Source organism: Actinoplanes sp. NPDC021490 (genome assembly GCF_055562135.1).
The window spans coordinates 930778-954959 of record NZ_JBVHFW010000001.1 but is presented as its reverse complement, the minus strand read 5'-3'; the positions used below and the strand labels follow the sequence as shown (position 1 = coordinate 954959).

The window sequence follows — 24182 nt, the reverse complement described above, 5'->3', positions numbered from 1 at the left end:
GACAGACAGTCACTGGCAGTGCCGACCGTGGAACCTTAAGCGACTGCTACCCGCCCAACCGCGCCCCTATGCACGCCACGTCACACCAACGACGCGCCGCGTAACTAGATCCCTTACGGATGGATATGGTGGCGAACGAGGGATGTTCTGGGAAGCAACGCGAACGAGGGCGAGGCATGGGCATCATTCGGGACATGCAGCGGGCGCGGGCCACCCAGGCGTTCGCCGATCAGCGGGCCAACACCGCGGCCGCGCAGCAGCGCGACCTGATCCGGCGCAACGCCGACCTGGCCATAGCGGCGGCGCAACAGGCCGCGGGCGACGCCGACCGCAAGCGCGAGCACCAGAGGCTCTACGTCGAGGCGAAGACGGCCGACGCCGCCGCGGCCAACGCGGAGATCCGGGCGCGGCTCAGCGACCTCGACGCTCTGCTGCTCTCCACCCTGGACGTCGACGACCACATCGACCTGGAGGTGTTCAAGAAGCCGGTGGCCGCGCCGCCGTTCGACCCGGGGCCGCTGGGTCGCCCGCTGCCCGAGCCGCGGTGGGACAGCTACGTGCCGCCGCAACCCCGCGGCGTCGGCAAGATCCTCGGTGGGGACCGCCTGCGCCAGCAGTACAACGCCAGCGCGCAGCGGGCCTACGAGGAGGCGCGAGCCCGGTGGGCCGAGGCCGAGGAGCGGCGCAAACGCCAGCTCGTGGCCCGCCAGAGGGCGTACGAGGAAAGCCTGCGCAAGCACGAGGCGAAGGTCGCCGCCTACAACGCCGAGGTCGACCGGTTCGCCCGGGCGGTGGCCGAAGCCGACCCGGCCTCGGTCGTCGAGTACTTCGCGATGGTGCTGGGCAACTCCGTCTACCCCGACGATTTCCCGCAGCATTTCCGGCTGGCCTATCTGCCCAAGCAGCGTCACCTTCTGATCGAGTACCACCTGCCGCCGATCGAGGTGGTGCCGCACGTCAAGGAGTACCGGTACGACCGGTTCCGCGACGACCTGAACGCCGTGCCGCGCGACGAGACCGAGATCCGCCGGCGGTACGTCGAGGTGATCGCCCGGGTCACACTGCGGACGATCCACGAGGTGATCGAGGCGGACCGCGGCGGTCTCGTACGCCAGGTCTCGTTCAACGGCATCGTCGACACCATCGACCGTCGCACCGGCCGGTTCGTGCGGCCCTGCCTGGTGTCCATTCAGACCACGCGGGAGACGTTCGCCGCCATCAAGCTGCGCCGGGTCGACCCGGTGGCCTGCGTGAAACACCTCGAGGGTGCGCTTTCACGCGAGCCCGACGAGCTGACCGCCGTACCGGAAAAAATCGATTTCGACCGGGACGCGGACCGCGACTTCACCGAGGAGTTCAACGTTCTCGCCGACATCGACGAGCGTCCCAACCTGGTGACGCTCACCGACGCGCAGTGGGAGCAGCAGCTGTCCGACCTGTTCGGCGTCATGGGCCTGCAGATGGGCCCGCCGATGCGCGGCGACCTGGGCACCCGGTGGCAGGCGACCGACCCGCGGCCGATCTTCGGCGGGCCGGTGGTGATCTTCGCAATCCGGGGCGGCGCGGTCGGGGCGGCCGCGGTGCACGCTCTGGCCGGCGCGGTCACGGCGGCCGGGGCGACCAAGGGCATCCTGGTGTCGCTCGGCGGCATCGAGCCCGAGGCGTACGACGCCGTGGCGGGCCGCCCGCTCGAGCTGATCGACGGCCCGGCGCTGGTCACGCTGCTGTCGAACTACTGCCGGGTCAAGGCTCGGATCGAGCTGACCTCTTGATCGATCACGGATTCCGGAGCGACTGGACCACGGCCTGCGGGCTCCGGATCCACGATCGCGCACACACGCGGGCGACCGGCCTGCCCGTCGTCATGTTGCACGGGCTGGCCGTGTCGCACCGCTACCTGATGCCGACGGCCGCCGTCCTGGCCCGGCGGCATCCGGTCGTGGTGCCCGACATGCCGGGCTTCGGGCACAGCGACAAGCCTTCCCACGCGTACGACGTGAGGGAGCACGCCGAGGTCATGGCCGCCTGGCTGGCGGCCCGCGGCCTGCAACGCGTCGCCCTGGCCGGGCACTCGTTCGGCGCCGAGGTGGCGGCCCGGCTCGCCGTCCTGCTGCCCGGCACGGTGGCCGCGCTGGTGCTGGCCAGCCCGACCACCGACCCGCGCGCCCGCAACCGCCGCGGGCTGATCGGGCGCTGGCTGGCCGACACCTCGGTCGAGGCGCCGTGGCAGGTGCCGATCCTCGCCCGCGACGTGTTCGACGCGAAACCGTGGCGGGTGCTGGCCACCGTCGGCCACTCCGTACGCAACCCCGTCGAGGACGACCTGGCCAAGATCGACGTGCCCACTTTGGTGCTCGGCGGCTCGCTCGACCCGGTCGCCCCGCCGCGGTGGCGGGCCGAGGTGGCCGCGCTCACCGGCGGCACCTCGGTCACCGTGCCGCAGGGCGCGCACAACGTGCTCACCACCTCGCCGCGCAGATCGGCCGAGGCGATCGCCGCCCACTTGCGCGATCTCTAGAAGATCGCCCGCACCAGATCGGCCAGCACCTCACGGTCGGCCGGATCACCCGGTTGATATTCGGTGATGCCCAGGCCGGCCAGCGGGAACCGGGAGGTGAGCGCGCGGACCGCCCCGGCGAGACGCTCCGGGCGTACGCCGTCGGGCTCGGGGAAGCCCACCGAGCCGAACCACGCCGGGTCGAGAACGTCGAGGTCGATGTGGATGTAGACGGCCTTGGCGCCGGCCGCCGCGACCACCGACGGCAACGATTCCAGGTCGGCCGTCTCGATCGAGTGGTCCGCGATGTACTCCTTCTCGGCCACATCCAGGGCCCGTACGCCCGCCAGCACCACCTGCGAGGGGCGCAGCGTGCGGCGGGGCTCCATCTCGGGCGGGCCCTCCCCCAGCAGCGTGCGCAGCACCATGCCGTGAAACGCGCCCGACGGCGACGACTCCGGCGTGTTGAGGTCGCCGTGCGCGTCGAACCAGACCACCACCAGCCCGTCGCCGTGCCGTTCGAGCGCGGCCTCGATCGGCGCCACCTCGACGCCGCAGTCCCCGCCCACCGTCACCATCGGCGGGTCGGTCACCGCGGCCCGGATCGCGGCCAGGTTGGCGGCCAACGAGCCGGTCACCGGCACGCGGACCCGGCGGTCGCCCGGGATCAGCGAGGCCAGCACGGCCGCGCCCTCGGCCAGCTTGGGCGCGTCGGGTGAGCCGGAACCCTGCCACTGGCCCACCTCGAGCACGGTGCGGCGGGGCGGCGGCGTGATGCCCAGCTCGGCGATGCGCTGCCAGACCGGGGCCATCGCCACCTCGGGCTCGCGGGCATAGATGCTGCCCCGGATGCGCACGAACACGCAGTTGCCGACGCGTTCGAGCACCGCCTGCCGGCGCATGTCGCTCTCCCACTGCTCCGGACCGTGGTACGCGTCCCCGTCGCACTCGATCGCCAGCCGGCGGCCGTCCGGGGCGTTGAGCACGAAGTCGATCCGGTAGGCGCCGATCCGGAACTGCGGGATCGGCCGGAAGCCGCGGGATGTCAGGCGGCCCAGCACGTCCCGTTCGAAGTCGCTCTCGCAGCGGACGGCCAGGTCGGCGACCTCCTCGGCCGGGGCGAGATTCTGCGCGTACGTGAGAAGCAGCCCCCGCGCGTCGTCGGCCAGAAGCGACCCGGCCCGCACCGAATGGAAGATCCACAACTGGTCACGCGCTCGCGAGGCGGCGACGTTGATGCGGCGGTGGTACTCGCGTTTGGTGAACGCGGCCACCTTGGGATCGTTGTCCGAGACCACCATGGACACCAGCACGACGTCGCGCTCGTCGCCCTGGAACGTGTACGCGTCGCCGACCCGCAGCCGCCGCGCCTGGATCTCGTCCTCGCCGATCTCCTCACGCAGCTGGTGCAGCAGGTAGCCGGCCTGACCGCTGGTGCTGAGCATGGAGATCACACCGAGCGTCCGGCCGTCGTACTGCGGGTCGCGGACGATCGACGCCACCTGCTGAACCAGCGCCTCGGCCTCTGCCACGTTGACGTCCCCGAAGCCGGGCAGCGGCTGCCGCACCCCGGCGGGCAGGAACACCGTACGGAGCGGGGTGAACGCCGGCCGGTCGGCCCGCAACGGCATGATCTTGCCGTCGTAGTAGTGCCGCGACGAGAACTCGATGATCTGCGGCACGCAGCGGAAGTGCTCGGTCAGCAGGATCCGCTCGGGCGACCGGCGTACGGCGTGGTCGTAGAGCGACGACTCGGGGTCGAAATGCTCGGCCGAGGGCACGTCGCCGAGATGACTGTGGATCAGACCGGCCACCGGCCCGACGAAGCCCAGCTGGGGGCCGATCTGCTGGTCGTCGCCGACCACGACGGCCCGCTCGGCCAGCGAGAGCACCGGCAGCGCGAACAGGTCTGCCTGCGACGCCTCGTCCACGATCACCACGTCGAAGCGCGCGCCCCCGGCGAACTGCTCGATCGCCCGATCGACCGACATGACCCAGACCGGCACCGCCTCGACGGCCGACTCCATCGCCCGCTGCGCATGCGCCTGCCAGGCCGCGGCGTTACGCCCCGTGCCCTTGCCGATCTTGCGCAGGGCGGTGGTCCAGTCGGCCAGCGCGGCCCGCCGGCGGTCGTCCAGGCTGCGGGACACCTCGAGCCACGCCGACGCCACCACCAGCTCGGCCGTCCGGCGACGGATCTTGTCGCGGGCGCTCTCGACCCGCTTGGCCAGCACCGCCGGGTCGACGCTGCCGATCACGTCGTCGAACCAGGTCTGCGCCCGCCGCCACTGCCACGCCTGGAGGCAGGCCTGACCCGACACCGGCGGCACCCGGCCCGCCTCGATCTGGGCGGCCCATTCGGGGGCGCTGCCCCGGAGGACGTCCAGTTTGTCGCGAAGCTCCTGAGCCGCCGGCCGCAACTGCCACAACCGCCGCACTTCGGCCAGTTCCTCGTCCCAGCCCTGCAGGTTCACCCAGGCCGCGACCAGACGAGGCCACGGGTTCAGCCGCTCCCTGATCCGGTTGTGGCGATCGGTGCGGGCGTCCAGGTCATAGACGGCGAGCGCCGCGTCGAGCAACGCCGCCACCTCGGCCAGCCCGGCCGGGTCCAGGTCAAGTTCGTGCTGCGGTACGAGGGTGGACAGCCGCTCGGCCAACGCCGGCCAGTGCCGGACGTCCCAGTCCAGGGACTGCCCCGCCTCGGCCAGCAGCGCGCCCGCCCAGACCTCGGGGTCGCCCCACCCGCCCGGGGGCTCGGCGATGGCCAGGCGCTGACGCCACTCCGACCAGTGGCCGCCCAGCCGCTGCCGGGCCTGCGCGCGGCGCACCCACGCGGCCACGGCATCGACGTCCTCGACGGTGCGCAGCGGTTCGCCGTCCACGCGCACCTCGTCGGCCAGGCGGAACAGCGCGGCCTGGAGCAGCCGGCTCAGGCCGCGGCCGGTCGCGAACCGCTGCCGGATCTCGGCCAGCTGGGCCAGGAGGCGTTTCGGTTCGGCGGCGTACGGGCCGGGGACGGTGATCTGATGACCGGCGAGCGACCTCGTCAGCGTGGCCAGTTCCGCCAGCAGCGCCTCGGTGGCGGCCACGTGATCGGTCCAGACAGTGCGCCAGTGGTGGTCGGTGAGCAGACGGCCGAGACGGTCGGTCCACGCGCCCTCGCGGCGGCGCAACCAGGTCAGCGCGTCGTGCAGGTCGTCCCGGACGGCGGCGACGTTGGTGTTGCGTACGGCGTTGAGGTCGAGGCCCTGGGCGGCCAGGGCATGGACACTCTTCGCCAATTCGTCCGTCTCGCCGCGCGACCGCGCCTCGTCGGCCGCCGACGGAAGGTCCTCGGCCGGCGGCAACGGCTCGAGCGCGGCCGCCTTGTCGGCGTTCTCCAGGCTGGTGGCCAGTTCCAGCAGCGTGGCGAACTCGCTGCCGTCCAGCGGCGGCGGCCCCGACACCGGATCGGGGATGCCGCCCTCGGTCGCGGCCCGCTCGCGCAGCCAGGCCCCGACCTCGACCGGAGTGAGCGGGGCACCGTCGATCACGTACGTGACCGCCTCGTTCTCGGCGATCGCGCGCAGCCCGCCGAGCGCCGTCGCCAGCTCGCGTTCGGCCTCCTCCAGTAAAGAGGTGAGGCGTTCGACCCGGCGGGCCTCGGCCGTCTTGTCGAGCGTGGCCGCCCGGTCGGCCAGCTCGCGCGCGGCCAGCTGCAGCTGCACGAGCTGATCGGTGGTGCGGCCGAGCACGGCCAGGCAGAGCGAGCGGATCTCCTCGGGCAGCCCGTCCCGCAGCACCCGCAGCGGATCCTCCTTCTGCGCCACGACCAGCACGCGCTTGCCGTTGGCCATCAGGTGGCAGATCAGGTTGCGGATCGTGTGGGTCTTGCCGGTGCCGGGCGGGCCCTGCACGGCGACGTTGCGATGCTGGGCCAGACGGCGGGCGATCGACTCCTGGGCCTCGTTGGTGGGCAGCGGCATGAGCAGGCGCTCGCCGACCCGCTGCCACCGGTCGGGCTCGTCGCCGGGCATCCGCAGCTTGCTCGGCTCGTGCGCGACGATCGCGGCCAGCGCGCCGACCGCCTCGGTGTCGCCGCTCAGCAGACGGTCGCGCAGGCTTTCCAGGAAGCCGCGCAGAAGACGCTGCCGGGGGCGGGCGAACAGAACGCCGACATCCTTGATGTGCGTGCGGGTCTCGTCGCTGTCGCCGCCGGTGACCACACGGTCGTGGCCGAGCCGGCCGAGCGCGCGTTCGAACAGCTCGCGACGGTCGAGGTCGTTCCACAGGTCGACCTCGAGCGTGCCGGCCGGACCGGCCAGGGCGACGAGCTGGGTCAGATAGCGGTCCTCGACGCCGTTGAGCGCGTCGGTCTGCAGGCGGGACGGGCCGGCCGGAGACACCGTGATCATCGATCGGTCCGGCTCGTACTCGATCAGCACCGGCGTCGCGACCAGCGGATAGCGGACCCGCTCGCCGTTGACCACGGTTTCCAGCAGGCCGTGCCCCCAGACCAGCTCGGTGGTGGCCGCCGTCATGTCGAGCTGGTGCATGAGGTCGAAGAGGCGGCGGTGCAGGGCGCGGGTCTTCTCGGCCTCGCCGGTCGCGTACGCCCAGGGACGCCAGACCTCCTCGCGCCAGGTGGTGAACTCCTCGTCGTCGCCGTCGTAGGTGGGTTCCTCCCGCGCCGCCGCGGTCACGTCCCGGCGGAGGGCGGGCGGAACCTTGACGGGCGGGGGCAGATCGGGCAGGCCGACCCGGAGCCAGGACGTGCCGTCGGCGGGCAGGCCCAGCTCGCACGCGGCGTGGTCGGGCAGACTGTCCAGGCGGAGGGCATCGGCGGGGACCGTCCGGGCGGGGCGTTCCATCTGAGCCCGTACGGAGAGCAGATAGTCGGCGACCGCGACGGTCCTGTCCCGGATCGTGGTGGGCGACTCCAGCTGCTCGGCCATCCTCCGAAGTCTAGGGCGCTGCGTCTCGCGGCCTCGGGCGCCGCGCGATCGCGGGTTGACGCCCTGGCCAGCTATGGTGACCGCTGATCATTGACGGGAACGGGGAGAACGTGAGCGACAACGCATCGGACAGGCCGGACGAGGACCGCCCGGATCCCCGGTCTCAGCCGCCCTCGGACCCGTACGGGAATCCGCCGTCTGGCTCTTTCCCTTCTTATCCTCCGCCGCCCGCCGATCCTCTGCGGCCCACTGACCCTCCGCGGCCCGCTTATCCTCCGCCGCCTGCTGATCCTTATGGGCAGCCGCCGGCACAGATTCCGCCGGGGCAGGACCCTTGGCAGGGCTATCGCGACCCGAACCAGGCGCCGCCCCCGTACCCGGGCTACGGCCCTCCGGCGTACGGTTTTGGTCCTCCCGGATACGACCCCAACGCCTACGGGCCGCCGCCCGGCTACAGCCTTCCCTCCGGCTACTACGCCGGCCCGCAGGATCCGCTGGTCAGCCCCGACTACGCCGGATGGTTCCGGCGCGGCTTCGCCCTGCTCGCGGCCGTCTGGCAGCCGATGACCCTGGTCCAGATGATCTGGGCGATCCCGCTGCTGGCCGTCGGTATCGCCGCCGCCTTCATCTCACCCGAATCCACCGTCGAGATCGATGCGCAGAACGCCTCGTTCGGCGACTTGATCACGCCGCTCCTGTGGGTGCTGCCGTTCACGCTGGCCGCCGTCGTGCTCAGCATGGTCGGCCAGCTGGCCACGCTCGACATTCTGGTGCAGCGGGCCACCGGCCGGCCGGTCTCGGTGGGCACGGCCCTGCGCAACGGCCTGCGACGCTTCTTCCCGCTGCTCGGCTGGCAGCTCGTGGCCGGCCTGATGATCCTGGTCGGCCTGCTGTTCTGCATCCTGCCCGGCATCTACCTGGCTATGGTCTTCGTGATCCTGCCGGCGGTCGTCCTGCTCGAACGCGGCCAGGCCGTCGGCCGGGTCTTCGAGCTGTTCCACGCCAACTTCGGAGCCGCGCTCGGGCGGATCGCCACGATCTTCGGCTTCTACATCGCGTTCGGGGTGGTCGAGGGCATCTTCACCAAGATCGTCGACCCGTTGGGCACCGCGGGCACGGGCGTCGACCTGTTCCTGGCGGTGGTGTCGGCCGGCTTCTCGGTGGCCTCCGGCGTGGTGGTCACCCCGCTGATCCTGACCGCGTACGCCGACATGCGGGCCCGCCGGGAACCGTTCTCCACGGCGTACCTCGTCCAGCAGCCTTAGACCTCTTCCGGATCGCGTCCCACGGCGGAGCGGCCCCCGTCGACCGGGATGATCGCCCCGTTGATGAACGACGAGCGGTCGGACAGCAGGAACGCGGCCGCCTCGGCCACCTCGCTGGCGTGTCCCATGCGTCCGAGGGGCTGCAGCAGCCGGATCTCCCGGTCGAATCCGTCCCGCTCGGCCGGTTCGAGGGCGGCCAGATGGGCCTCCGACCGTTCGGTGCCGATCGAGCCGAGGGCCAGAGCGTTCACCCGTACGGAATGACGCCCGTAATCAACCGCAAGCGCCCGCGTCAGGCCCTCGATCGCGGCCTTGGCCGTCGCGTAGGCGAAGGCGCCGCGAACCGCCCGCTGCGCCTGGTGCGACGAGATGTTGACGATCGACCCCGGCGTGCCGGCGGCCAGGAAGGCCCGGACGGCGGCCAAACACCCGGCCAGCACCGGGTCGACGTTCCGAGCAATCAACGCGCCCGCCTCGGAGGCCGGCATCTCGTGCAGCCATCCACCCGGGAACACCGCCGCGTTGTTGACCCAGCCGGCCAGCTCACCGGCCGCCTCGACCGCGCGCGCGACCACCCTCTCGTCCGCGGCATCACCGATGATCGGCGTAAGCCGTCCCGCCGCCCAGTCCAGGGCGTGCTCTTCGAACTCGACCACGACCAAGCGGTGGCCGTCTTCGAGCAGCCGCTCCACGATCGCCCGGCCGATCCCGCGGCCGCCACCGGTCACCACAATTGACATCAGCGCCGCCCCAGGGCAGCCCAGATCTCCGCGACCGTGTGAAATTCCCGCCCGGCCGGAAGACTGTCGATGTCGGCCAGCACATCATCGGGAGCCAGCAGCGTCTTGGCGCTGTGATGCAGCTTCGCACGATCCCCCGGAAGCGCCGCCCGCCCGATGTACCGCCCGAACCGGCTGAGGTCGTCAGTTTCGCCTTCGCCGTCTTCGCCGTCTTTCAGGACCGGACTGGCGTCACCTGCGCCCTGCACCTTCTCAACTCGCGTGCTGTGCTTGTCGCTTTCCCTGTCCATGTCCGGCGAAGTGCCCCTGCCCTTCCCGGACGAAACCGGGCGCCACACGCATGGCGTACGCGCCGGCGTCCTGCTCTCCGCGGTCCAGCCAGAACCATCGTGGCGTTCTGCTCTTACTTGGGTCCAGTCCTGGCTCGGCGTCGGCCACGCTGGTCTGAATCCGGCGTCATCCTGCGGCCGCTCCTACGCGGACTCCCTCCAAGAACCGGCATCACCTCGGTGCCCGCTCATCGCCTGGACCCGCTCCGAGAACCGGCATCACCTCAGCGCCCGCTCATCGCCTGCACCCGCTCCGAGAACCGGCATCACCTCGGTGCCCGCTCATCGCCTGCACCCGCTCCGAGAACCGGCATCACCCCAGCGCCCGCTCCTACGCGGGCCCGCCGCGACTCAGCGGCATCGCCAGGCTCGGCGGCATCGCCCGGCTCCAGGCGATGAGCGTTCCATCCAACGGCAACGACTCACTCTCGCGGCGTCCCGGCCGCTTCGATCCATCGCCATGTTGCCGCAATCGGCGAAACGGGCTTGTCTCCGACAGCCGCCACGTCCAGCCCGGACGTCAGGACGCGCACCTCCGGAGACCGGCAGGTGCGCGTCTGGACTTTCGGTGCGTCAGGGGAACTGCATGCGCCGCGGGCGCGGGATGACCGGTGGAGGCAGCGGCAGGTCGTCTATGTGGCTCCAGTTGAGCGAGCCGTTGTCGGTGGACTTGATCTCGCCGAGGCAGGCCCGGAGCAGACCCAGGTTGGGTGCTCCGGCAAACCCGGCGATGACCACCTCGGGCTTGGGGTCGATCTGCGCGATCGCGGCGCAGATCTTCGCCACTTCGCGTTCGTCGACGGCGTCGAGCGGCAGCGGAGCCTCGGCCTGCGACCGGCGCCACGGCGGGCCGAACCGGCGCAGCAACTCCCTGGTGAGCCGCCCGAAGGAACGCCCGACGGGTGCGTCGAGCATCGAGTCACGGGCGGACTGCCCGTAGCACCACGGCACCACCACATGGCCGTTGATCACGACCAGTTGGTACACCGACTTGGGAACAGAGATGATCTCAGCACCCGGGAGCGTGCCCAGGAAGAGAACGAGTTCCTCATAGGGAAGCGGCCATCGCGGATTCGCGATCACTCGTTCCAGGGTCTGCGTCATCGCGGAGTGGGCGTGGATCTCGCGCTCGATCGCGGTGCTCAAGGCTTCCGGCACCCGGGTCCACAGTTCGCCGGCAACCTTGTCGCCGAACTGCTCGACTACCCACTCGCTCGGACCGACCAGAACGTCTGGGCGCATTCGTTACCACCACCGTCCGTGTCGCTGGCGTTACTGCTGGCTAGAAGAGTTCCACTTCCGGTGATCGACTGGAAGGGTGCACTTTCCTAGATCCCAAAAACGCCCGTGAATGAAATCCAGCGAAACGATCAAAAGCCAGCCACGACGATGGAGCAGCAGCTCAGGAACTTGCGAAACATGCAACTTGCACGGCGAACCGCACGTGCAAGTTGCATGTCGGCTTCGCTTTTCACCCCGTGGAACCAGTAAATCACTCACATATTTCAGGGTGGTGACCAGCGCGCAAACATCCACTCACAGTGACGATCCAATGTGCCCCGACCTGCGACTCCCCAACCTTCAACCGCCGGCACCCCGTACGTGACCCCACCCACTCGCGAGATCAAACACTCCCGGCCGACAGCCCGCGACGACGCAGTCAACCCCATCCGGCCATCAACGCTAGTGCGCCCCCGACCGGACCGTTGTCGGATTTCCGTCAGTGCCACTCTTCCCAATGGGGATACGTGCCATAGACCCGTTTCGCCCGTTCCCAGTCCCCCAACGTCACCCTCCACGCCCCACCGTCCACACGCGACGGAGCCGGAACCGGTAACCCAGAGAAACCAAGCCTCCGCCCGGAACCTTCACCGCAAGACAACATCAAGTAACCAATCAACCACTGTGAGCTATCCCACGGCGATCCATTCCTGCACGCGCGCCATCGCAGAATCACTCGCCACGCAGCCGTCACCCACTCCCCCACCGGCTGAGCCAAATTCATTCACCCCCACCGAACGCCGCAACACCCCCACCCACCAAGCGCTCAGCCCTCGGCAACCCGATAATCCGCACCGGTTTCCGGCGAAGGCGCATTTCCTCAGCACCGCTTTCGCCGGGTGAGTCAGATCTCCCGGCCCTCGCGCAGCTCAGACATCGCCGCCAAGGCTCGCAGGAGGCCGAGCGCGCCTTCGCGATCGGCCATCTCGGACGGGAACTCTTGTTCGGCCGCAGGCACCAGCTTCGTCCTGATCAGCGCTCGCATCTCACGCTCGGCCTCAGGCCCGAAGTCACCAAGTCCAAGCCAACCCAGGTTCTCCGCCTCGATTTCCTCGAGTTCATCTTGAAGACCCGGGACGGTGACGTTGGCCGCCAGGAAGCCCACAGCCCAGTCGAAGAGCCAGCTGCCCGCGGACCATCGCCGGTCCTGCGCAAGGCTGATCGTGCCCGCCATCATTCCCCCACGGTGAAGACCTGCGGCCCGAGCCGGTTGTCCGCGATGAACTCACGAACCGTCCGTTTCTGCCCCTCGGTGAACCGCGCAACGTCGACGGGCACCATATCGGCCTTCTCGACATGATCGAGTATTCGAGTCTGGAGACGGGGCCACTGGCGATCGAAGAATCTGGAATCGAAGTTTCCGACCGCGTCGTAGGTCTTCCCGTCCGAGCCGACCCAGTCGACGTTGCCGCCTGGTGCCCGTCTCAACTCGATACCCAGATGCTGCTCGACACGTACAGCGGTCTCTTCTTCCGACCTGCGATGACCGCCACCCGTGGCGGGATCGATGCCGAGTTCATGCTTTCGTTGCGTCTCTCCCTCCGGCGTTTTGGGCGGTGGCCCGCCCGGCTCACCGCCGGTCCGCGCGTTCAGGCCGATCAACTGCCTTATACGCTCCGAGAGTTCACCCGCGGCCGAGCCGAGGCGGCGGAGGCTGGACAGCAGGTCTCGGAGCCAGCGGGCGATCCGGGCGGCCCACGAGGCGCAGAGTGTGGAGACCTGGCCGGCGACCACCGGGGTGGCCAGGCCGGCCGTGGCCAGCAGTTCGGCGGCGTAGACCATCAGGCGGGAGACGACCGTGGCCACCGCGTCGCGGATCATCAGGCGGACCGTGCCGATCAGGGCGCCGGCGCCCTCAGTCATCTGGGACATCGTGTCGGCCGCGCGGGACAGGGTGCGCAGGGACTGTTCGCGGGCTGCCGACCATGTGCGGTAGGCGTCGGCCGCCGCGCCGGACCACTCCGCCGGCTCGTCCTTAGCCGTACGGGTCAAGGTCTCGGCCTCGGAAGCCAGTGCCGCCGCGACGTTTCGCCACGTCTGGGCCTGGGCGGCTATCTGGGCCGGGTCGCCGGCCAGCCAGTCCAGCGCCTCGGACAAGGGCTTGACGTGTTCCATCAGCCAGGCGATGCCGTACTGCAGAAGCGCCCCGGCCGGATCGGTGGCCAGAGCCAGCGCGTCCAGCCCGCCGCCGACGACCCCGAGCGTGCCGTCGATCCAGCTGCCGTCGCGGATGCCGGAGGCGATCAGCTCGACGTCCTCGGCGATCCACACGCCCGCCCACGGGCTCGGCGCCTGCTCGGTGACCGGCGCGACCAGCGGGTTGGCGGGGCCGGTCATCGGTCGCCCCGGATCCGATCGAACTCGTCGGCCCGGCGCCGGTCGGTCTCGTCATAGCCCTCCGCGGTCGCCTGCAGCCGTGCCGCCGTGTCGTGCAGCGACGTGGCGGCCGCGGTGATGCCGTCGACGAGCGTGTCCTGCAATGCGCCGAGCACAGCGGGGACCATCAGACACAATTTCCCGTACGCCTCCGGGCCCGGCCGCACCGCACTGCCCGCCTGCGCCGCCCGGCCGACCCGGTCGCCGATCGCCGTGACCGACGCGGCATGCGTCATCAGCTCGCCCGGCCGCACCCCGACGTGGTCACTCATCGGGCTCACGCAGCCGTCTCGTGTACGACTCGATCACCGCGCGACCGGTCTCGGACTCGGCGCCCACCGTCTCGGTCGTCACCGCGGTGACCTGAGTCGTCAGCGCGCGCCGGGCCGCCTGCAGGGTGGCCAGGATCGTGCGCGCCGTCTCGGCGGCGGGCTGCCCGCGGATGCCCTCGCCGAGTTCGAGCCGCACGATGTCGCCCGACGACCCGACCGCGACCTCGACCAGCCCGTCGTCGCTGCGGGCGGTCGCCGTCACCGCGGCCAGCCGTGCCGACAGCTCGCGGGCCTGGGCCGCGCGTGCCTCGATGCCGGCCTGCCAGTCGTCGATCATGCGTTCCGCGTCCTCGAGATCACGGCCGTCGAACATGGACCAACACCTCCCCGTGCCGAACTCGGGACTCACCGTAGCCCCGCCGGCAAGCCCTTCCGGGGGCCTGTGGATAACTCCGGCACGCGGCTCATGATCAGCGAAAACTGTCGGCCGCCCGCGCTACGGTGCCCCGGTGAATGCGGAACAGGTGCTTTCCCCGGCCGCCGAGGCTGGGCTCGTCGTCGAGGCTGTGCTGCGCGATCTGCGTGCGGGTGATCATCGTGGCGTGGTGGTCGACTCGCCGCCCGGCGCGGGCAAGTCGACGCTGGTCGTGCGGGCCGCCGGCGAGCTGGCCGCGGCGGGCGAGCCGTTGATGATCGTGGCGCAGACCAACGAGCAGGTCGACGATCTGATAGCCCGGCTCGGGGCCCGCTCGCCCGAGGTGGCCGTGGGCCGGCTCTCCGCCGTCGACTACGAGGCGAGCGAGCGCGTCCGCGACCATCCGAATTGCCGGGTCGGGGCCAAGGTCGCCGAGCTCGGCACGCCCGCGGTCACCATCGGCACCGCCGCAAAGTGGGCCACCGTGCCCGAGGGCACCTGGCCGTGGGCGATCGTCGACGAGGCCTACCAGATGCGCTCGGACGCCCTGCTCCGGGTCGCGCCCCGATTCCTCCGGGCGCTGTTCGTCGGCGACCCCGGCCAGCTCGACCCGTTCTCGACGGTCGACGTCGAACGCTGGACGGGGCTGTCGTGGGATCCGATGCAGAGCGCGGTCGCCGTCCTGCTGCGGCACAACCCCGACCTGCCCGTGCACCGCCTGCCCGTCTCGTGGCGGCTCCCCCACACGGCCGCCCCGGTCGTCGCCGAGGCCTTCTATCCCTTCACCGGTTTCCGTTCGGGCACCGGCCCGGGCGACCGCAGCCTGGTGTTCGGGCGTCCCTCCCGAGACCGGCTCGACGACGTGCTCGATGCCGCCGCCGCGACCGGATGGGGCCTGCACGAGTTGCCGGCCCGCTTCACGATCCGCACCGACGCCGAGGCCGCGGCCGCCTGCGCCGATCTCGCCGTGCGCGCCCTGGCCCGCGAGGGCGTAACCGCGTCGGAGTCGGGCGGCGGCGCGCTGACCGCCGACCGCATCGCCATCGGCGCCGCCCACCGCGATCAGGCCGCGACGATCCGTTCCCTGCTTCCGCCCGAGGTCAAGGGCGTCACGGTCGACACGGCAAACAGGTTGCAGGGCCGGGAGTACGACCTGACGATCGTGCTGCACCCGCTCTCCGGCCGGCAGGACGCGACCGCCTTCCACCTCGAGTCCGGCCGTCTTTGCGTGCTGACGTCGCGGCATCGGCACGCCTGCGTGGTGGTGGCCCGCGAGGGCATCGCCGAGTTGCTCGACGCTCACCCGTCGACCGAGCCGGTGCACCTCAACGTGCCCGTGAAGTTCCCCGACGGCTGGGAGGCGAATCAGGCCATTCTTGCCTATTTGCACAAAGGGAGTGTCACTTAAACGACACTTACCGCTACGTTGAGTGAATGGCGGTCTTCACGACAGCGGCGTCCATGCAGGACAGTGTCTATCGGCCGATCCTGCGACCACGCCGGGGCGAGCTGGCGGCGCTCACGCATTTGACGGCGGACGAGGCCGTACGGGTCATGCCGATCCTCGAACTCGACGACGGCCCCGGCATCCTCCCGCTGATCCGTGAGCTGCCACCGCGTACGGGGGCTCTCGCGGTCGACTTCGGCGAGATCCCCGATCCCGCCGACCCGCTCGTGGCGCCCTCGCTCGACCTGGCCGAGCAGCTCGCCGACCTGGGCGTGGCCATGCTGCCGGTGCTGCGGGCACACGAAAGCCGTCGTCGCCTGGCAGCCCACGGCCTGGCCGCACGCATGCACCTGCGCCGGGCCGTCCTGCGGCTGCAGCCGCACGCCGACGCGGCCAATCCGGGGCAGGCCGACGCGCTGGCCGATCGGATGCTGCACGCCGCGGGCCTCGAGGCCGAAGAGGTCGACCTGCTCATCGACCTGGCCGAGACGGCCTGCGCGGTCCACGCGAGCCGCTTTCAGGAACAGCTCCACCGGATTCTGCGCTGGGCCCGGGGCCGGCCGTGGCGCTCGATCAGCGTGGCCTCCGGCGCGATGCCGCCCAATCTCGACGAGCTGCCGACCGACCGCCCGGTGATGATCGACCGCCACGACGCGCGGGTGTGGGCCCGCATCGGCGAGCCGGGCATCGGCTATGCGGATTACGGAGTCACTTCCCCCGTACGCCGTCGTGGCGTCCAACGGCACCGCCAGTTGCCGACCCTGCGCTACACCGGCGAGCACAACTGGTGGATCTATCGGTGGTCGCGTCGCGGGGGCCGCAGCGACGACCGCTGTCACGACCTGTGCCGCACGCTGGTCACCTCGTCGCACTGGCCGGCCGCCGGGGCTCGCTTCTCGTGGGGCGACGCCGAGATCGCCCGGCGGGCCCGCATCGCCCACGGCGGCGGCAGCCCGGCCGGCTGGATGTCGTGGAGCACCTCCCACCACATCGCGCACGTGCTGCAAACCCTCAAGATCGAGTAAAAACTGTCGTACGCTTGTTCTAATGTCGCTGACAGCCGCATTGGCCTACGCCCGGCATGGCATCCCTGTCCTGCCGGTGCATGCGCCTGACCCGCGCGGCGGCTGCACCTGCGACAGAGGAGTGTCATGCGAGCGTCCCGGCAAGCATCCGCACCTGCGGCACGGTCTTCACGAGGCGAGCACCGACCCGCGTCGGCTCGACGTGTGGTGGACCCAGTGGCCGCGGGCCAACGTGGGCCTGCGCACCGGCGTCGTGATGGATGTCGCCGATGTCGACTCGGCCGAGGGCTGGCACGGCCTCTGCCACCTTTTGGGCGGCGACTTCCCGGCCGGTCCCCGGGTCCGCACCGGTGGTGGCGGCTGGCATTTCTGGTTCAACCCGATGGGTTACGGCAATCGCGTGCGCCTGCTGCCCGGCCTCGACTGGCGCGGGGTCGGCGGCTACGTGGTGGCGCCGCCGTCGCGCCACGCCTCCGGTGTCGGCTATCAGTGGGTGCACCGCCCGAGCGAGCCGCTGCCCGACGGCCCGGCCGCCCTGCGCGCGCTGATCGAGGGTCCCGCTCCGCTGGCGGGCGCCCGTCCGGTCGCGCATCCGAGCCGATATGCGCGGGCCGCCCTCGTCGCCGAGGCCGACCGGGTCGCCCGGGCCCCGGTCGGCGCCCGCAACGACACGCTCAACCGGGCGGCGTATGCGTTGGGTCGTTTTATCGGGGCCGGCCTGCTCGACCTGACCGAAACGGTGCGCGAACTCGAGGAGGCGGCCCGCTTCGCCGGGCTGGGCCGGGCCGAGATCCGGAGCACGCTGCGTTCGGGTCTGACGGCCGGGCGGCGTTCGCCGTTCGACGGGGCAAGCGGAGCGTCTCGACATGTGGCGTAAGAGGGCTCTTGCCCCAAAGATGGGGTCATGACCGAGTGGACCGACACACGTGACTCGAGCGCGGCCGGGGTCCGGGCATGACCCCGGTGCGGCAGTTGAAGCCTTACGACGTGGAGATCTCCGTGCCGGCGGGGCGGGACGAAGTCTGGGAGTCCGTCACGCAGCCGGCCGTGCTCCACCAGTGGTTCGGATGGGATTACGACGGGCTCGAGGCCGAGATCAAGCAGATCTTCCTGGACGAGGCGACCCTGTGGGCGCCGGAGAGGATGGGCTGGGCCGACGGGTCCTATCTGGAGGTGAGCGGCGGCGACGAGTCGGCGCGGGTCCGCGTGACCCGCGAGGGCACCGTGCCGGGCGGGCCGGAGCAGTACGACGCGATCGAGGAGGGATGGCGGGCGTTCCTGATCCAGTTGCGGTTCCTGCTCGAGCAGCGGCCGAGCGGTCGGCGGCGCACGCTCTATCTGACCGGCGAGACAACCGGGCGGCAGGCACTGACGCTCACGACCGGGGAGTGGGAGCGGTTCGGGCCGCGGGTGGCCTGGACCGTCGACAGCGATGGCCACCTGGTCGTCCTGGCCGGCCACCACCCGCTCGACGAGCACGCGGCGGGCCGCTTCGAGGTGACCGTCTCGATGTTCGGCGCCGACGACGCCACCTTCGAGGCAGCGCGCGAGGCCTGGGCCAAGCGATGGACCCCCATGGCCGCCGACGCCGACATCACGACAGCAGCCGACCCGGCCCCCAACTCCTGACCATCCCCGCCCGGGGTGGGCCGGGCAGAGGAGGCGGGCTGGCTGGGTGGGGCGCGCTGGGCGGAGTGGCGGGCCGGCTGGGCGGAGTGGGCCGGCTGGGCGGAGTGGGCCGGCTGGGCGGAGTGGACCGGCTGGGCGGAGTGGACCGGCTGGGCGGAGTGGACCGGCTGGGCGGGCTGGCTGGCGGGCTGAGCACGGTGCGCTGGGCGCGGGCTGAGCACGGTGCGCTGGGAGGGCTGAGCAGTGGGCTGGGCAGGCTGAGCGCGGTAGGGCTGAGCGCGGTAGGGCTGAGCGCGGTAGGGCTGAGCGCGGTAGGGCTGGACCGGCCCAGCACGTTGGGTTGAGCACGGTGGGCTGGGCGCGGTGGGTTGAGCACGGTGGGCTGGCTGGGCGGACCGGTTGGGCAAAGTGGGCCGCCACAAAGCACAGGCGCGGAGAGTCACGGCCACCGCAGGCACCGCCGAGCACGAGCACGAGCAGTACCCGCCGCAACGCATGAGTACAGGTCAGCACACATCCGGCAGGGGCCGTGGAGCATGAGCACCGGTCAGCACGCCATCGGCACGCGCTGCAACGCACCAGCACGGGGTTAGCACGGGCCGCAGAGCGCGGGCTTGGGTGAGTTGGTTTGGGAGCACGCTCGGTGGCGGTGGCGGTCGGATGTGTTGTGGCTTGGAAGGTGTGATTGGCAGGGGATGCGTCTGCGGTCACTCGGGGGTCGTTGATGGCGGTGACGGCCCGGTAGCCTGGCCTCCCTGACCTGCTGGGGAGCGACTGTGCTGCGGGGTGACTTGGCTACGGAGGCGCCTGGAAGCGTTCTCGTGGATCCCGCGCGCCTGCGATCGGTGGGGCGGCTTCGGCTGGGGGTGGGGGCCGATTCGGCGTTTGATCGGATTGCCGGGATTGTCGAGCGGCTTGTGGACGTTCCGGTTGCGCTGGTCACCGTGGTTGCCGCGGATCGGCAGCACCTGCCTGGCCAGGTTGGCCTGCCTGAGCCGATTGCCGGTGGGCGAGAGATGGCGCTCAGCCACTCGTTCAGCCGGCACGTCGTCGAGTCGGGCGCCACGGTCGTCGTGCCGGACGTGCGGTTGGACGCTCGCATGCGGGACAACCAGGCGATTCGGGATCTGGGTGCGATCGCGTTCGCGGGGGTGCCGCTCACCGACGCCGACGGGCTGGTTCTGGGCACGCTCGCCGTCATGGATCGGGAACCCCGGGTCTGGACCAAGAGCGAGATCGTGTTGCTCGAAGAGCTCGGCGAGGTATGCAGCTCCGAGCTGCGGCTGCGGATCGCGCACGAGATCGCCGATGAGGCGCGCCGGGCCGCCGAGTCCGCGCACGATCAGCTGGCGCTTCTGGACGAGTTGACCGACGCGCTGGCGACCACGATGGACATCGACGAGGCCCTGCACCGGCTCGGCGGCATGGTCGCGGGGCGGCTGGCCGACTGGTGCCTGATCATGCTGGTGGATCAGGGCGGCACGGTCCGGCACGTTTCCGCGGCCCATCGCGATCCGGCGCAGACCGGCATGGTCAACCGGGCGGCCGGCCGGTTCGACGCGAAGCCGCTGCTGCGGGCCGTGCAGAGGACGGGCCGCCACGAGACCGGCGACGCCGACCTGGACGTCGCGCAGTTGCGGCACCGGCTGACCGCCGACGTGGCCGACCGGCTGGGCTGTTCGTCGTGTCTCGTTGTCCCGATCACCTCGCCGGTCACCTACGGGGTGCAGGGGGCGGTGCTGCTGGTCAACGGGCCGGGCCGGGCCGGGTTCAGCGACGCCGAGGAGACCACCGCGGCCGAGGTCGGCCGCCGCGCCGGGATGGCGGTCGACAACACCCGGGTCTACGACCGGCAGCGTCACGTCGCCGAGGTGCTTCAGCACAGCATGCTGCCCGAGCTTCCGCAGGTGGACGGGGTGGACCTGCACGGCCGTTACCTTCCGGCCCAGGACGGCGCCTCGGTCGGCGGTGACTGGTACGACGCCTTTTCGCAGCCCGACGGCAGCCTCATCCTGGCCGTGGGCGACGTCTCCGGCCATGACATCGAGGCCGCGGCCACGATGGGGCAGGTCCGCAATCTGGTGCGCGGTGACGCGTACGGCCGGGAGGACGACCCCGGACCCCTGCTGACCCAGCTCGACCGCGCGCTGCACGGACTGCACGTCCCGGCCGCCGCCACCGCCGTCCTGGCCCGCCTGCACCGCGACCTCGACCGCGACGACTACGTGATCTCGTTCGCGAACGCCGGGCATCCACCGCCCGTGCTGCTGCGCCCCGACGGCGAGGTCGAGGTGTGGTGGGAGTCGCCCGAGCCGCTGCTCGGCCTTCTTCCCCGCGAGGAACGCACCACCCATCACCGTCGCGCGGCCCGCGGCAGCACGCTGCTTCTCTACACCGACGGTCTGGTCGAGCATCCGGCTCACCTGATCGACGACGGCATCGCCCGCATCCGGTCGGTGCTGCGCGGGAACGCCGCCCTCCCGGCTGAGGAGCTGTGCGACCGGTTGATCGCCTCGGCCCGGCGACGAGCCGACGACATCGCCCTGCTGATCGTCGGACTGAGCTGAAAGACTGTTCCACTATGGATCTGTCTGAGCTGCAGCAACGTGCCCTCGAGACGGCCGCGCTCTATGACCGGCACAACGTCACGGCGGGCCGGACGCCCTGGGAGCCGAGCGACTTCATGATGGGCTTCGTCGGCGACGTCGGCGATCTGGCCAAGCTGGTCATGGCCGTCGAGGGCCGCCGCGACCTCCCCGGCGCCCGCGAGCATCTCGGGCACGAGCTGGCCGACTGCCTCTGGTCGGTGCTGGTGCTGGCCCACCGTTACGACGTCGACCTGCCGGCCGAGTTCGCCCGGATGACGGCCGAGATCGAGCACTACGTCAAGGAGCAACTGCCGAAGATGGAGTAGCTGCCGAAGATGGAGTAGCTGCCGATGATGGAACGGCTGCCGGAAATGGATCAACTGCCGGAATAGGCGGGCCACCGTGCGTCCACGGGGTGTCGGCCGGGTCCGGGAACGCCGCCCCGGGACGGTAGGCGTCGCTCAGCGTCGTCAGCAGCAACCGCTCGCCGACGGCGGGCACGCTTCCCGGCTCGGCCACCAGCTTGCGGCCCATCCCGCCGGAGAGCTCGAGCAGCACATCGGATCCGCCGGCCGTCGGCGCCACCGAGATGACCTTGGCTTTCTGGGCGGGGCGGGCCGGCGAGGTGAGCGAGGCGCCGGGCTCCACCCGTACGGGCTCGGTCGTCGCCACCATGATCCGGGGACGCAGCACCGGCCGCTTGCCCGTGTCGTCGATCCGGTCGGCCTTGGCCAGTGTCACCACCCCGCCGAACGCCGCCCCGGTCAGCCGATGCTCGGCCATGACCAGCGGATCGTCGAAGGCCCGCTGCACGGCGTAGCGAGCCGCCGCGCTCTCCAGCCGCTGGAGCCGGGCCGCCGCGGCCACCGCGCCGTCACGCCGGGGCTGCGGCGTGCCGTCCTCCTCCAGGTGGGTCACGAAGGCCGAGTACACGTCCCGGTCGCTGTCCCACCGCGTCGCCACCCGGGCGCCCTCGGGCATCGCGCGCAGCAGCGCGATCGATTCCCACATGCGTTCCCACGTCGGCATGAGCAGGCCGCGCAGCGCGCCCGGAAGTGACGGCGACGAGTCGGCGATCAGCGGCGCCAGCACCTTGTTGTCGAATTCGGGGTCGGTGGCCGGTCCGGCGACGGGACCCTGTTCGGCGGCCCGGGCGGCCTCCGCCCCCGAGGTGATCCAGGCGAAGAGCGATCCGAGGTGCGCGTCTTCGGCCGAGCTCTGCCCGGTGGCCCAGTGCAATCCGAGCGCCTGTACGGCGTTGGGCAGCAGCGCCGAGCCCGGCACCTCGGCCGACGAGGCCAGGAACGTGAGCCACTGCCCGAGCAGCGGCACGGCCGGGGGCACCGGGTGGTCGCCGTCCGTACGCCGGAAGCGCGTCGACCGCCCGAGCAGCCGCAGGAACTCGACGCCGCCCGGGTTGGGCACCCAGACCTGCGGCGCGTCGATGTACCGGTAGCGCACGTCGCGTCCCCGGTCGACCGGCACGGCCTCGGTGCCGCCCTCGCCGAACGACGCCAGGTAGGGCACGACCGCGTCGGCGAGTTCGGCAGTGAAGACGAACCGCTCGTCCCGGTTACGGGGCTGGCTCACCACGAGCAGCCGCGGCTCCGACACGCTGGTGCCGAGCAGCACGGCCAGCGGCGCGTTGGCCTCACCCGCCATGGCCAGCGGAATCAGCACCAGCGGGCGGTCGTGGACGTGCAGGTGACGTACGGTGGCGATCGGCTGGGCCCGCCCGGCCGCGAACGCCTGGGCCCGGGCGAGCGCGACGAGCGTGCTCAAAGAGCCTCGTCCCGCAGTCGCTGGGCGGCGCGCAGAAGGGCCGCGGCCTCGGCCTGTTCGGGTGTCGGCGTGGCCCGGCCCTCGGCCAGCGCCAGCACCTCGCCGATCGTCTCGATCCCGCCCAGGGCGTCGCGGACCGGACGGCCCAGAACGGCGGTGGTGCCGGCCGACTCGTGGCGGCAGTAGACCGACAGTTCGCAGGCGGACAGGCACTCGGGCGCATATCGGGCTTCGACGTGGGCCAGGGCGTCGATCAGGTCGGCGGCGGGCTGCACCAGGTCGAAGGACAGCGACGCGGGCAGGGAGTCGACGAGGCCCGTGACGGAGGCGAGCCGCGACAGCTGCCGCCGCAATGTCGACAACTGTTTGCGCACGTCGAGCACGACGGCCACCGGCTGCAGCGAGAAGTTCTCGGGACAGACCAGCACGACCTCGTGGCTGACCGCTTCCTCCCCGAGCAGCTGGCGCAGCGCCAGCACATAGACGGCGGCCTGCACGGCGGCGGCCGACACCGACGTCCCGTCCGCCTGCCCGTCGATGATCGCGAACGACTTGATCTCGACGACCTGCAGCTGCGAGCCGGTGCGGTGGGCGATCAGGTCGGGCTCGAGGAACACCGTCTGCCCGGCCACGTCGAGCGTCAGCAGCGGGTGGTCGATCAGGCCTTCCGAGGCGCCCTGCAGCAGCGCCCGGGTGCGCGCGTGCCGCGCCGTGAGCGTGCCGTCCTCGTCCATTCCAAGATCTTCATAAGTTCCCACGTACGCCCCGAGGGTCGACCTCAGCAGCGCGCAGTCGTCGGCCTTGAGCATCGCCTCGAACGCGTTGCCGCGGGCCAGCGCGAAACGGGACTGCCCGAAGCTGCCCGGGAACCCGATCCGCTCGGCCAGGCGCACCTTGTCGACGCCCGCCGCGTCCAGCACCGCCCGCCGGGTGCATCCCGGGTTGCCGGTGAGGGCGGCCACCGTACGGGCGTTGTGCCTTTTGCCGGGGGCTGAGCCGCGCAGCCGGTCGATCCGGTTCATGCCGGCCCGCGCTGGTGGGGCACCTGCGGCAGACCGAAGAGCTGCTGCGACCGTGGCAGGCCGGCGGCCCGGGCGATCGCCGCGGCCCGCACCGGCTCCTCGGCGGCGAGCGCGCCGGCGAGTTCGGGCGCGGCCAGCGCGGCCCGGGCGGCGTCGGCGAGATCGACAGCCTCGGCGCCGTGCGGCACGTCCTCGGCCAGCGATCGCAGCAGGCGGTGCGCGGCGAGCCCGGCTCCGGGCCGCATCGCCACGAACCCGGCCACCCGGATCACCGTCGCCAGCGCGTCGGCCCGGCGCGTGGCCGGGGTGACGATCCGGCGTTCGAGCGGCCAGTCGCCCAGCGCGATCAGTCCCCGTACGGGGGAAAGGTCTTGATCGAGAGCCGCGCAGAGCCCGCTCTCGCGGTCGCGCAGCAGGGCGGCCAGGGCCGGCACCGAGAGATCACCGTCGAACAGGGCCGCGTGCACGTCGGCCACGAGCCGGGGCGCAGCGGGCGCACCGAGCAGCAACAAAGCATGCCGTGCCTGCTCAGCGGTGGTGGGTAGCGTGCTCAGACCGTTCACCGGCCGCTCTCCCTGGG

General features: G+C 71.3%; 21 protein-coding genes. 10 read left to right on the top strand and 11 right to left on the bottom strand.

Annotated elements, in window-relative coordinates; genetic code table 11:
- Positions 1-176 precede the first annotated feature (176 nt).
- Positions 177-1772, top strand: coding sequence for a restriction endonuclease (locus ACZ3I4_RS04505; protein ID WP_465380414.1), 1596 nt, complete (start codon positions 177-179; stop codon positions 1770-1772).
- Positions 1769-2518: an alpha/beta fold hydrolase gene (locus ACZ3I4_RS04500; protein ID WP_465380413.1), complete on the top strand. Its 750-nt coding sequence runs from the start codon at positions 1769-1771 to the stop codon at positions 2516-2518. Before ACZ3I4_RS04505 ends, ACZ3I4_RS04500 begins: the two co-directional genes overlap by 4 nt.
- Here ACZ3I4_RS04500 and ACZ3I4_RS04495 read toward each other — a convergent pair.
- Positions 2515-7431, bottom strand: a complete 4917-nt coding sequence (locus ACZ3I4_RS04495; RefSeq protein ID WP_465380412.1) for an arginase family protein — start codon at positions 7429-7431, stop codon at positions 2515-2517. The genes ACZ3I4_RS04500 and ACZ3I4_RS04495 overlap by 4 nt on opposite strands.
- Positions 7432-7541: 110 nt before the next feature.
- On the opposite strand from ACZ3I4_RS04495, the gene ACZ3I4_RS04490 reads away from it, so the two are divergent.
- Complete coding sequence (locus ACZ3I4_RS04490; RefSeq protein WP_465380411.1) at positions 7542-8696, top strand: hypothetical protein; 1155 nt, start codon at positions 7542-7544, stop codon at positions 8694-8696.
- On the opposite strand, the gene ACZ3I4_RS04485 is transcribed toward ACZ3I4_RS04490, so the two are convergent.
- From ACZ3I4_RS04485 to ACZ3I4_RS04455, 7 genes are all read right to left on the bottom strand, one after another.
- Positions 8693-9436, bottom strand: coding sequence for an SDR family NAD(P)-dependent oxidoreductase (locus ACZ3I4_RS04485; RefSeq protein WP_465380410.1), 744 nt, complete (start codon positions 9434-9436; stop codon positions 8693-8695). The two genes, ACZ3I4_RS04490 and ACZ3I4_RS04485, sit on opposite strands and share 4 nt — an antisense overlap.
- Entirely contained in the window at positions 9436-9726 is a 291-nt protein-coding gene (locus tag ACZ3I4_RS04480; RefSeq protein WP_465380409.1) for a DUF2795 domain-containing protein, read from the bottom strand. The genes ACZ3I4_RS04485 and ACZ3I4_RS04480 overlap by 1 nt, the downstream gene beginning before the upstream one ends.
- A 612-nt stretch (positions 9727-10338) precedes the next feature.
- A complete protein-coding gene (locus tag ACZ3I4_RS04475) occupies positions 10339-11007 on the bottom strand; it encodes a hypothetical protein (protein WP_465380408.1) in 669 nt (222 codons plus the stop codon).
- Between the two features lie 883 nt (positions 11008-11890).
- Entirely contained in the window at positions 11891-12223 is a 333-nt protein-coding gene (locus tag ACZ3I4_RS04470; RefSeq protein ID WP_465380407.1) for a hypothetical protein, read from the bottom strand.
- The gene (locus tag ACZ3I4_RS04465) at positions 12220-13383 is read right to left on the bottom strand and encodes a WXG100-like domain-containing protein (protein ID WP_465380406.1); all 1164 of its coding nucleotides are present in this window, start codon (positions 13381-13383) and stop codon (positions 12220-12222) included. The genes ACZ3I4_RS04470 and ACZ3I4_RS04465 overlap by 4 nt, the downstream gene beginning before the upstream one ends.
- Complete coding sequence (locus ACZ3I4_RS04460) at positions 13380-13694, bottom strand: type VII secretion target (protein WP_465380405.1); 315 nt, start codon at positions 13692-13694, stop codon at positions 13380-13382. The genes ACZ3I4_RS04465 and ACZ3I4_RS04460 overlap by 4 nt, the downstream gene beginning before the upstream one ends.
- On the bottom strand, positions 13687-14067 hold the full coding sequence (locus tag ACZ3I4_RS04455) for a YbaB/EbfC family nucleoid-associated protein (protein WP_465380404.1): 381 nt from the start codon (positions 14065-14067) through the stop codon (positions 13687-13689). The genes ACZ3I4_RS04460 and ACZ3I4_RS04455 overlap by 8 nt, the downstream gene beginning before the upstream one ends.
- 136 nt (positions 14068-14203) lie before the next feature.
- Between ACZ3I4_RS04455 and ACZ3I4_RS04450 the strand changes: the two genes are divergently transcribed.
- The 7 genes from ACZ3I4_RS04450 to ACZ3I4_RS04420 all read left to right on the top strand — a co-directional run bounded on the left by ACZ3I4_RS04450 (position 14204) and on the right by ACZ3I4_RS04420 (position 21124).
- Positions 14204-15517, top strand: coding sequence for an AAA family ATPase (locus ACZ3I4_RS04450; RefSeq protein ID WP_465380403.1), 1314 nt, complete (start codon positions 14204-14206; stop codon positions 15515-15517).
- Positions 15518-15543: 26 nt separating this feature from the next.
- On the top strand, positions 15544-16581 hold the full coding sequence (locus ACZ3I4_RS04445; RefSeq protein ID WP_465380402.1) for a beta family protein: 1038 nt from the start codon (positions 15544-15546) through the stop codon (positions 16579-16581).
- 22 nt (positions 16582-16603) lie between these two features.
- On the top strand, positions 16604-17458 hold the full coding sequence (locus ACZ3I4_RS04440) for a bifunctional DNA primase/polymerase (RefSeq protein ID WP_465380401.1): 855 nt from the start codon (positions 16604-16606) through the stop codon (positions 17456-17458).
- 77 nt (positions 17459-17535) lie between these two features.
- On the top strand, positions 17536-18210 hold the full coding sequence (locus ACZ3I4_RS04435; protein ID WP_465380400.1) for an activator of HSP90 ATPase: 675 nt from the start codon (positions 17536-17538) through the stop codon (positions 18208-18210).
- Between the two features lie 15 nt (positions 18211-18225).
- Positions 18226-18402 (top strand): hypothetical protein, encoded by a 177-nt coding sequence (locus ACZ3I4_RS04430; protein ID WP_465380399.1) that lies wholly within the window; start codon positions 18226-18228, stop codon positions 18400-18402.
- Between the two features lie 584 nt (positions 18403-18986).
- Positions 18987-20777: a SpoIIE family protein phosphatase gene (locus ACZ3I4_RS04425; RefSeq protein WP_465380398.1), complete on the top strand. Its 1791-nt coding sequence runs from the start codon at positions 18987-18989 to the stop codon at positions 20775-20777.
- Positions 20778-20791: 14 nt separating this feature from the next.
- Positions 20792-21124 (top strand): nucleoside triphosphate pyrophosphohydrolase family protein, encoded by a 333-nt coding sequence (locus tag ACZ3I4_RS04420; protein ID WP_465380397.1) that lies wholly within the window; start codon positions 20792-20794, stop codon positions 21122-21124.
- Here the strand turns inward: ACZ3I4_RS04420 and ACZ3I4_RS04415 are convergent.
- From ACZ3I4_RS04415 to ACZ3I4_RS04405, 3 genes are read right to left on the bottom strand one after another with little or no spacing between them, the layout of a single operon-like run.
- Positions 21096-22580 carry a hypothetical protein gene (locus ACZ3I4_RS04415; RefSeq protein WP_465380396.1) on the bottom strand — a complete coding sequence of 495 codons (1485 nt, stop codon included), beginning with the start codon at positions 22578-22580 and terminating at the stop codon, positions 21096-21098. The two genes, ACZ3I4_RS04420 and ACZ3I4_RS04415, sit on opposite strands and share 29 nt — an antisense overlap.
- Complete coding sequence (locus ACZ3I4_RS04410; protein WP_465380395.1) at positions 22577-23602, bottom strand: hypothetical protein; 1026 nt, start codon at positions 23600-23602, stop codon at positions 22577-22579. Before ACZ3I4_RS04410 ends, ACZ3I4_RS04415 begins: the two co-directional genes overlap by 4 nt.
- Positions 23599-24165, bottom strand: a complete 567-nt coding sequence (locus ACZ3I4_RS04405; RefSeq protein ID WP_465380394.1) for a hypothetical protein — start codon at positions 24163-24165, stop codon at positions 23599-23601. The genes ACZ3I4_RS04410 and ACZ3I4_RS04405 overlap by 4 nt, the downstream gene beginning before the upstream one ends.
- Between the last annotated feature and the right edge of the window lie 17 nt (positions 24166-24182).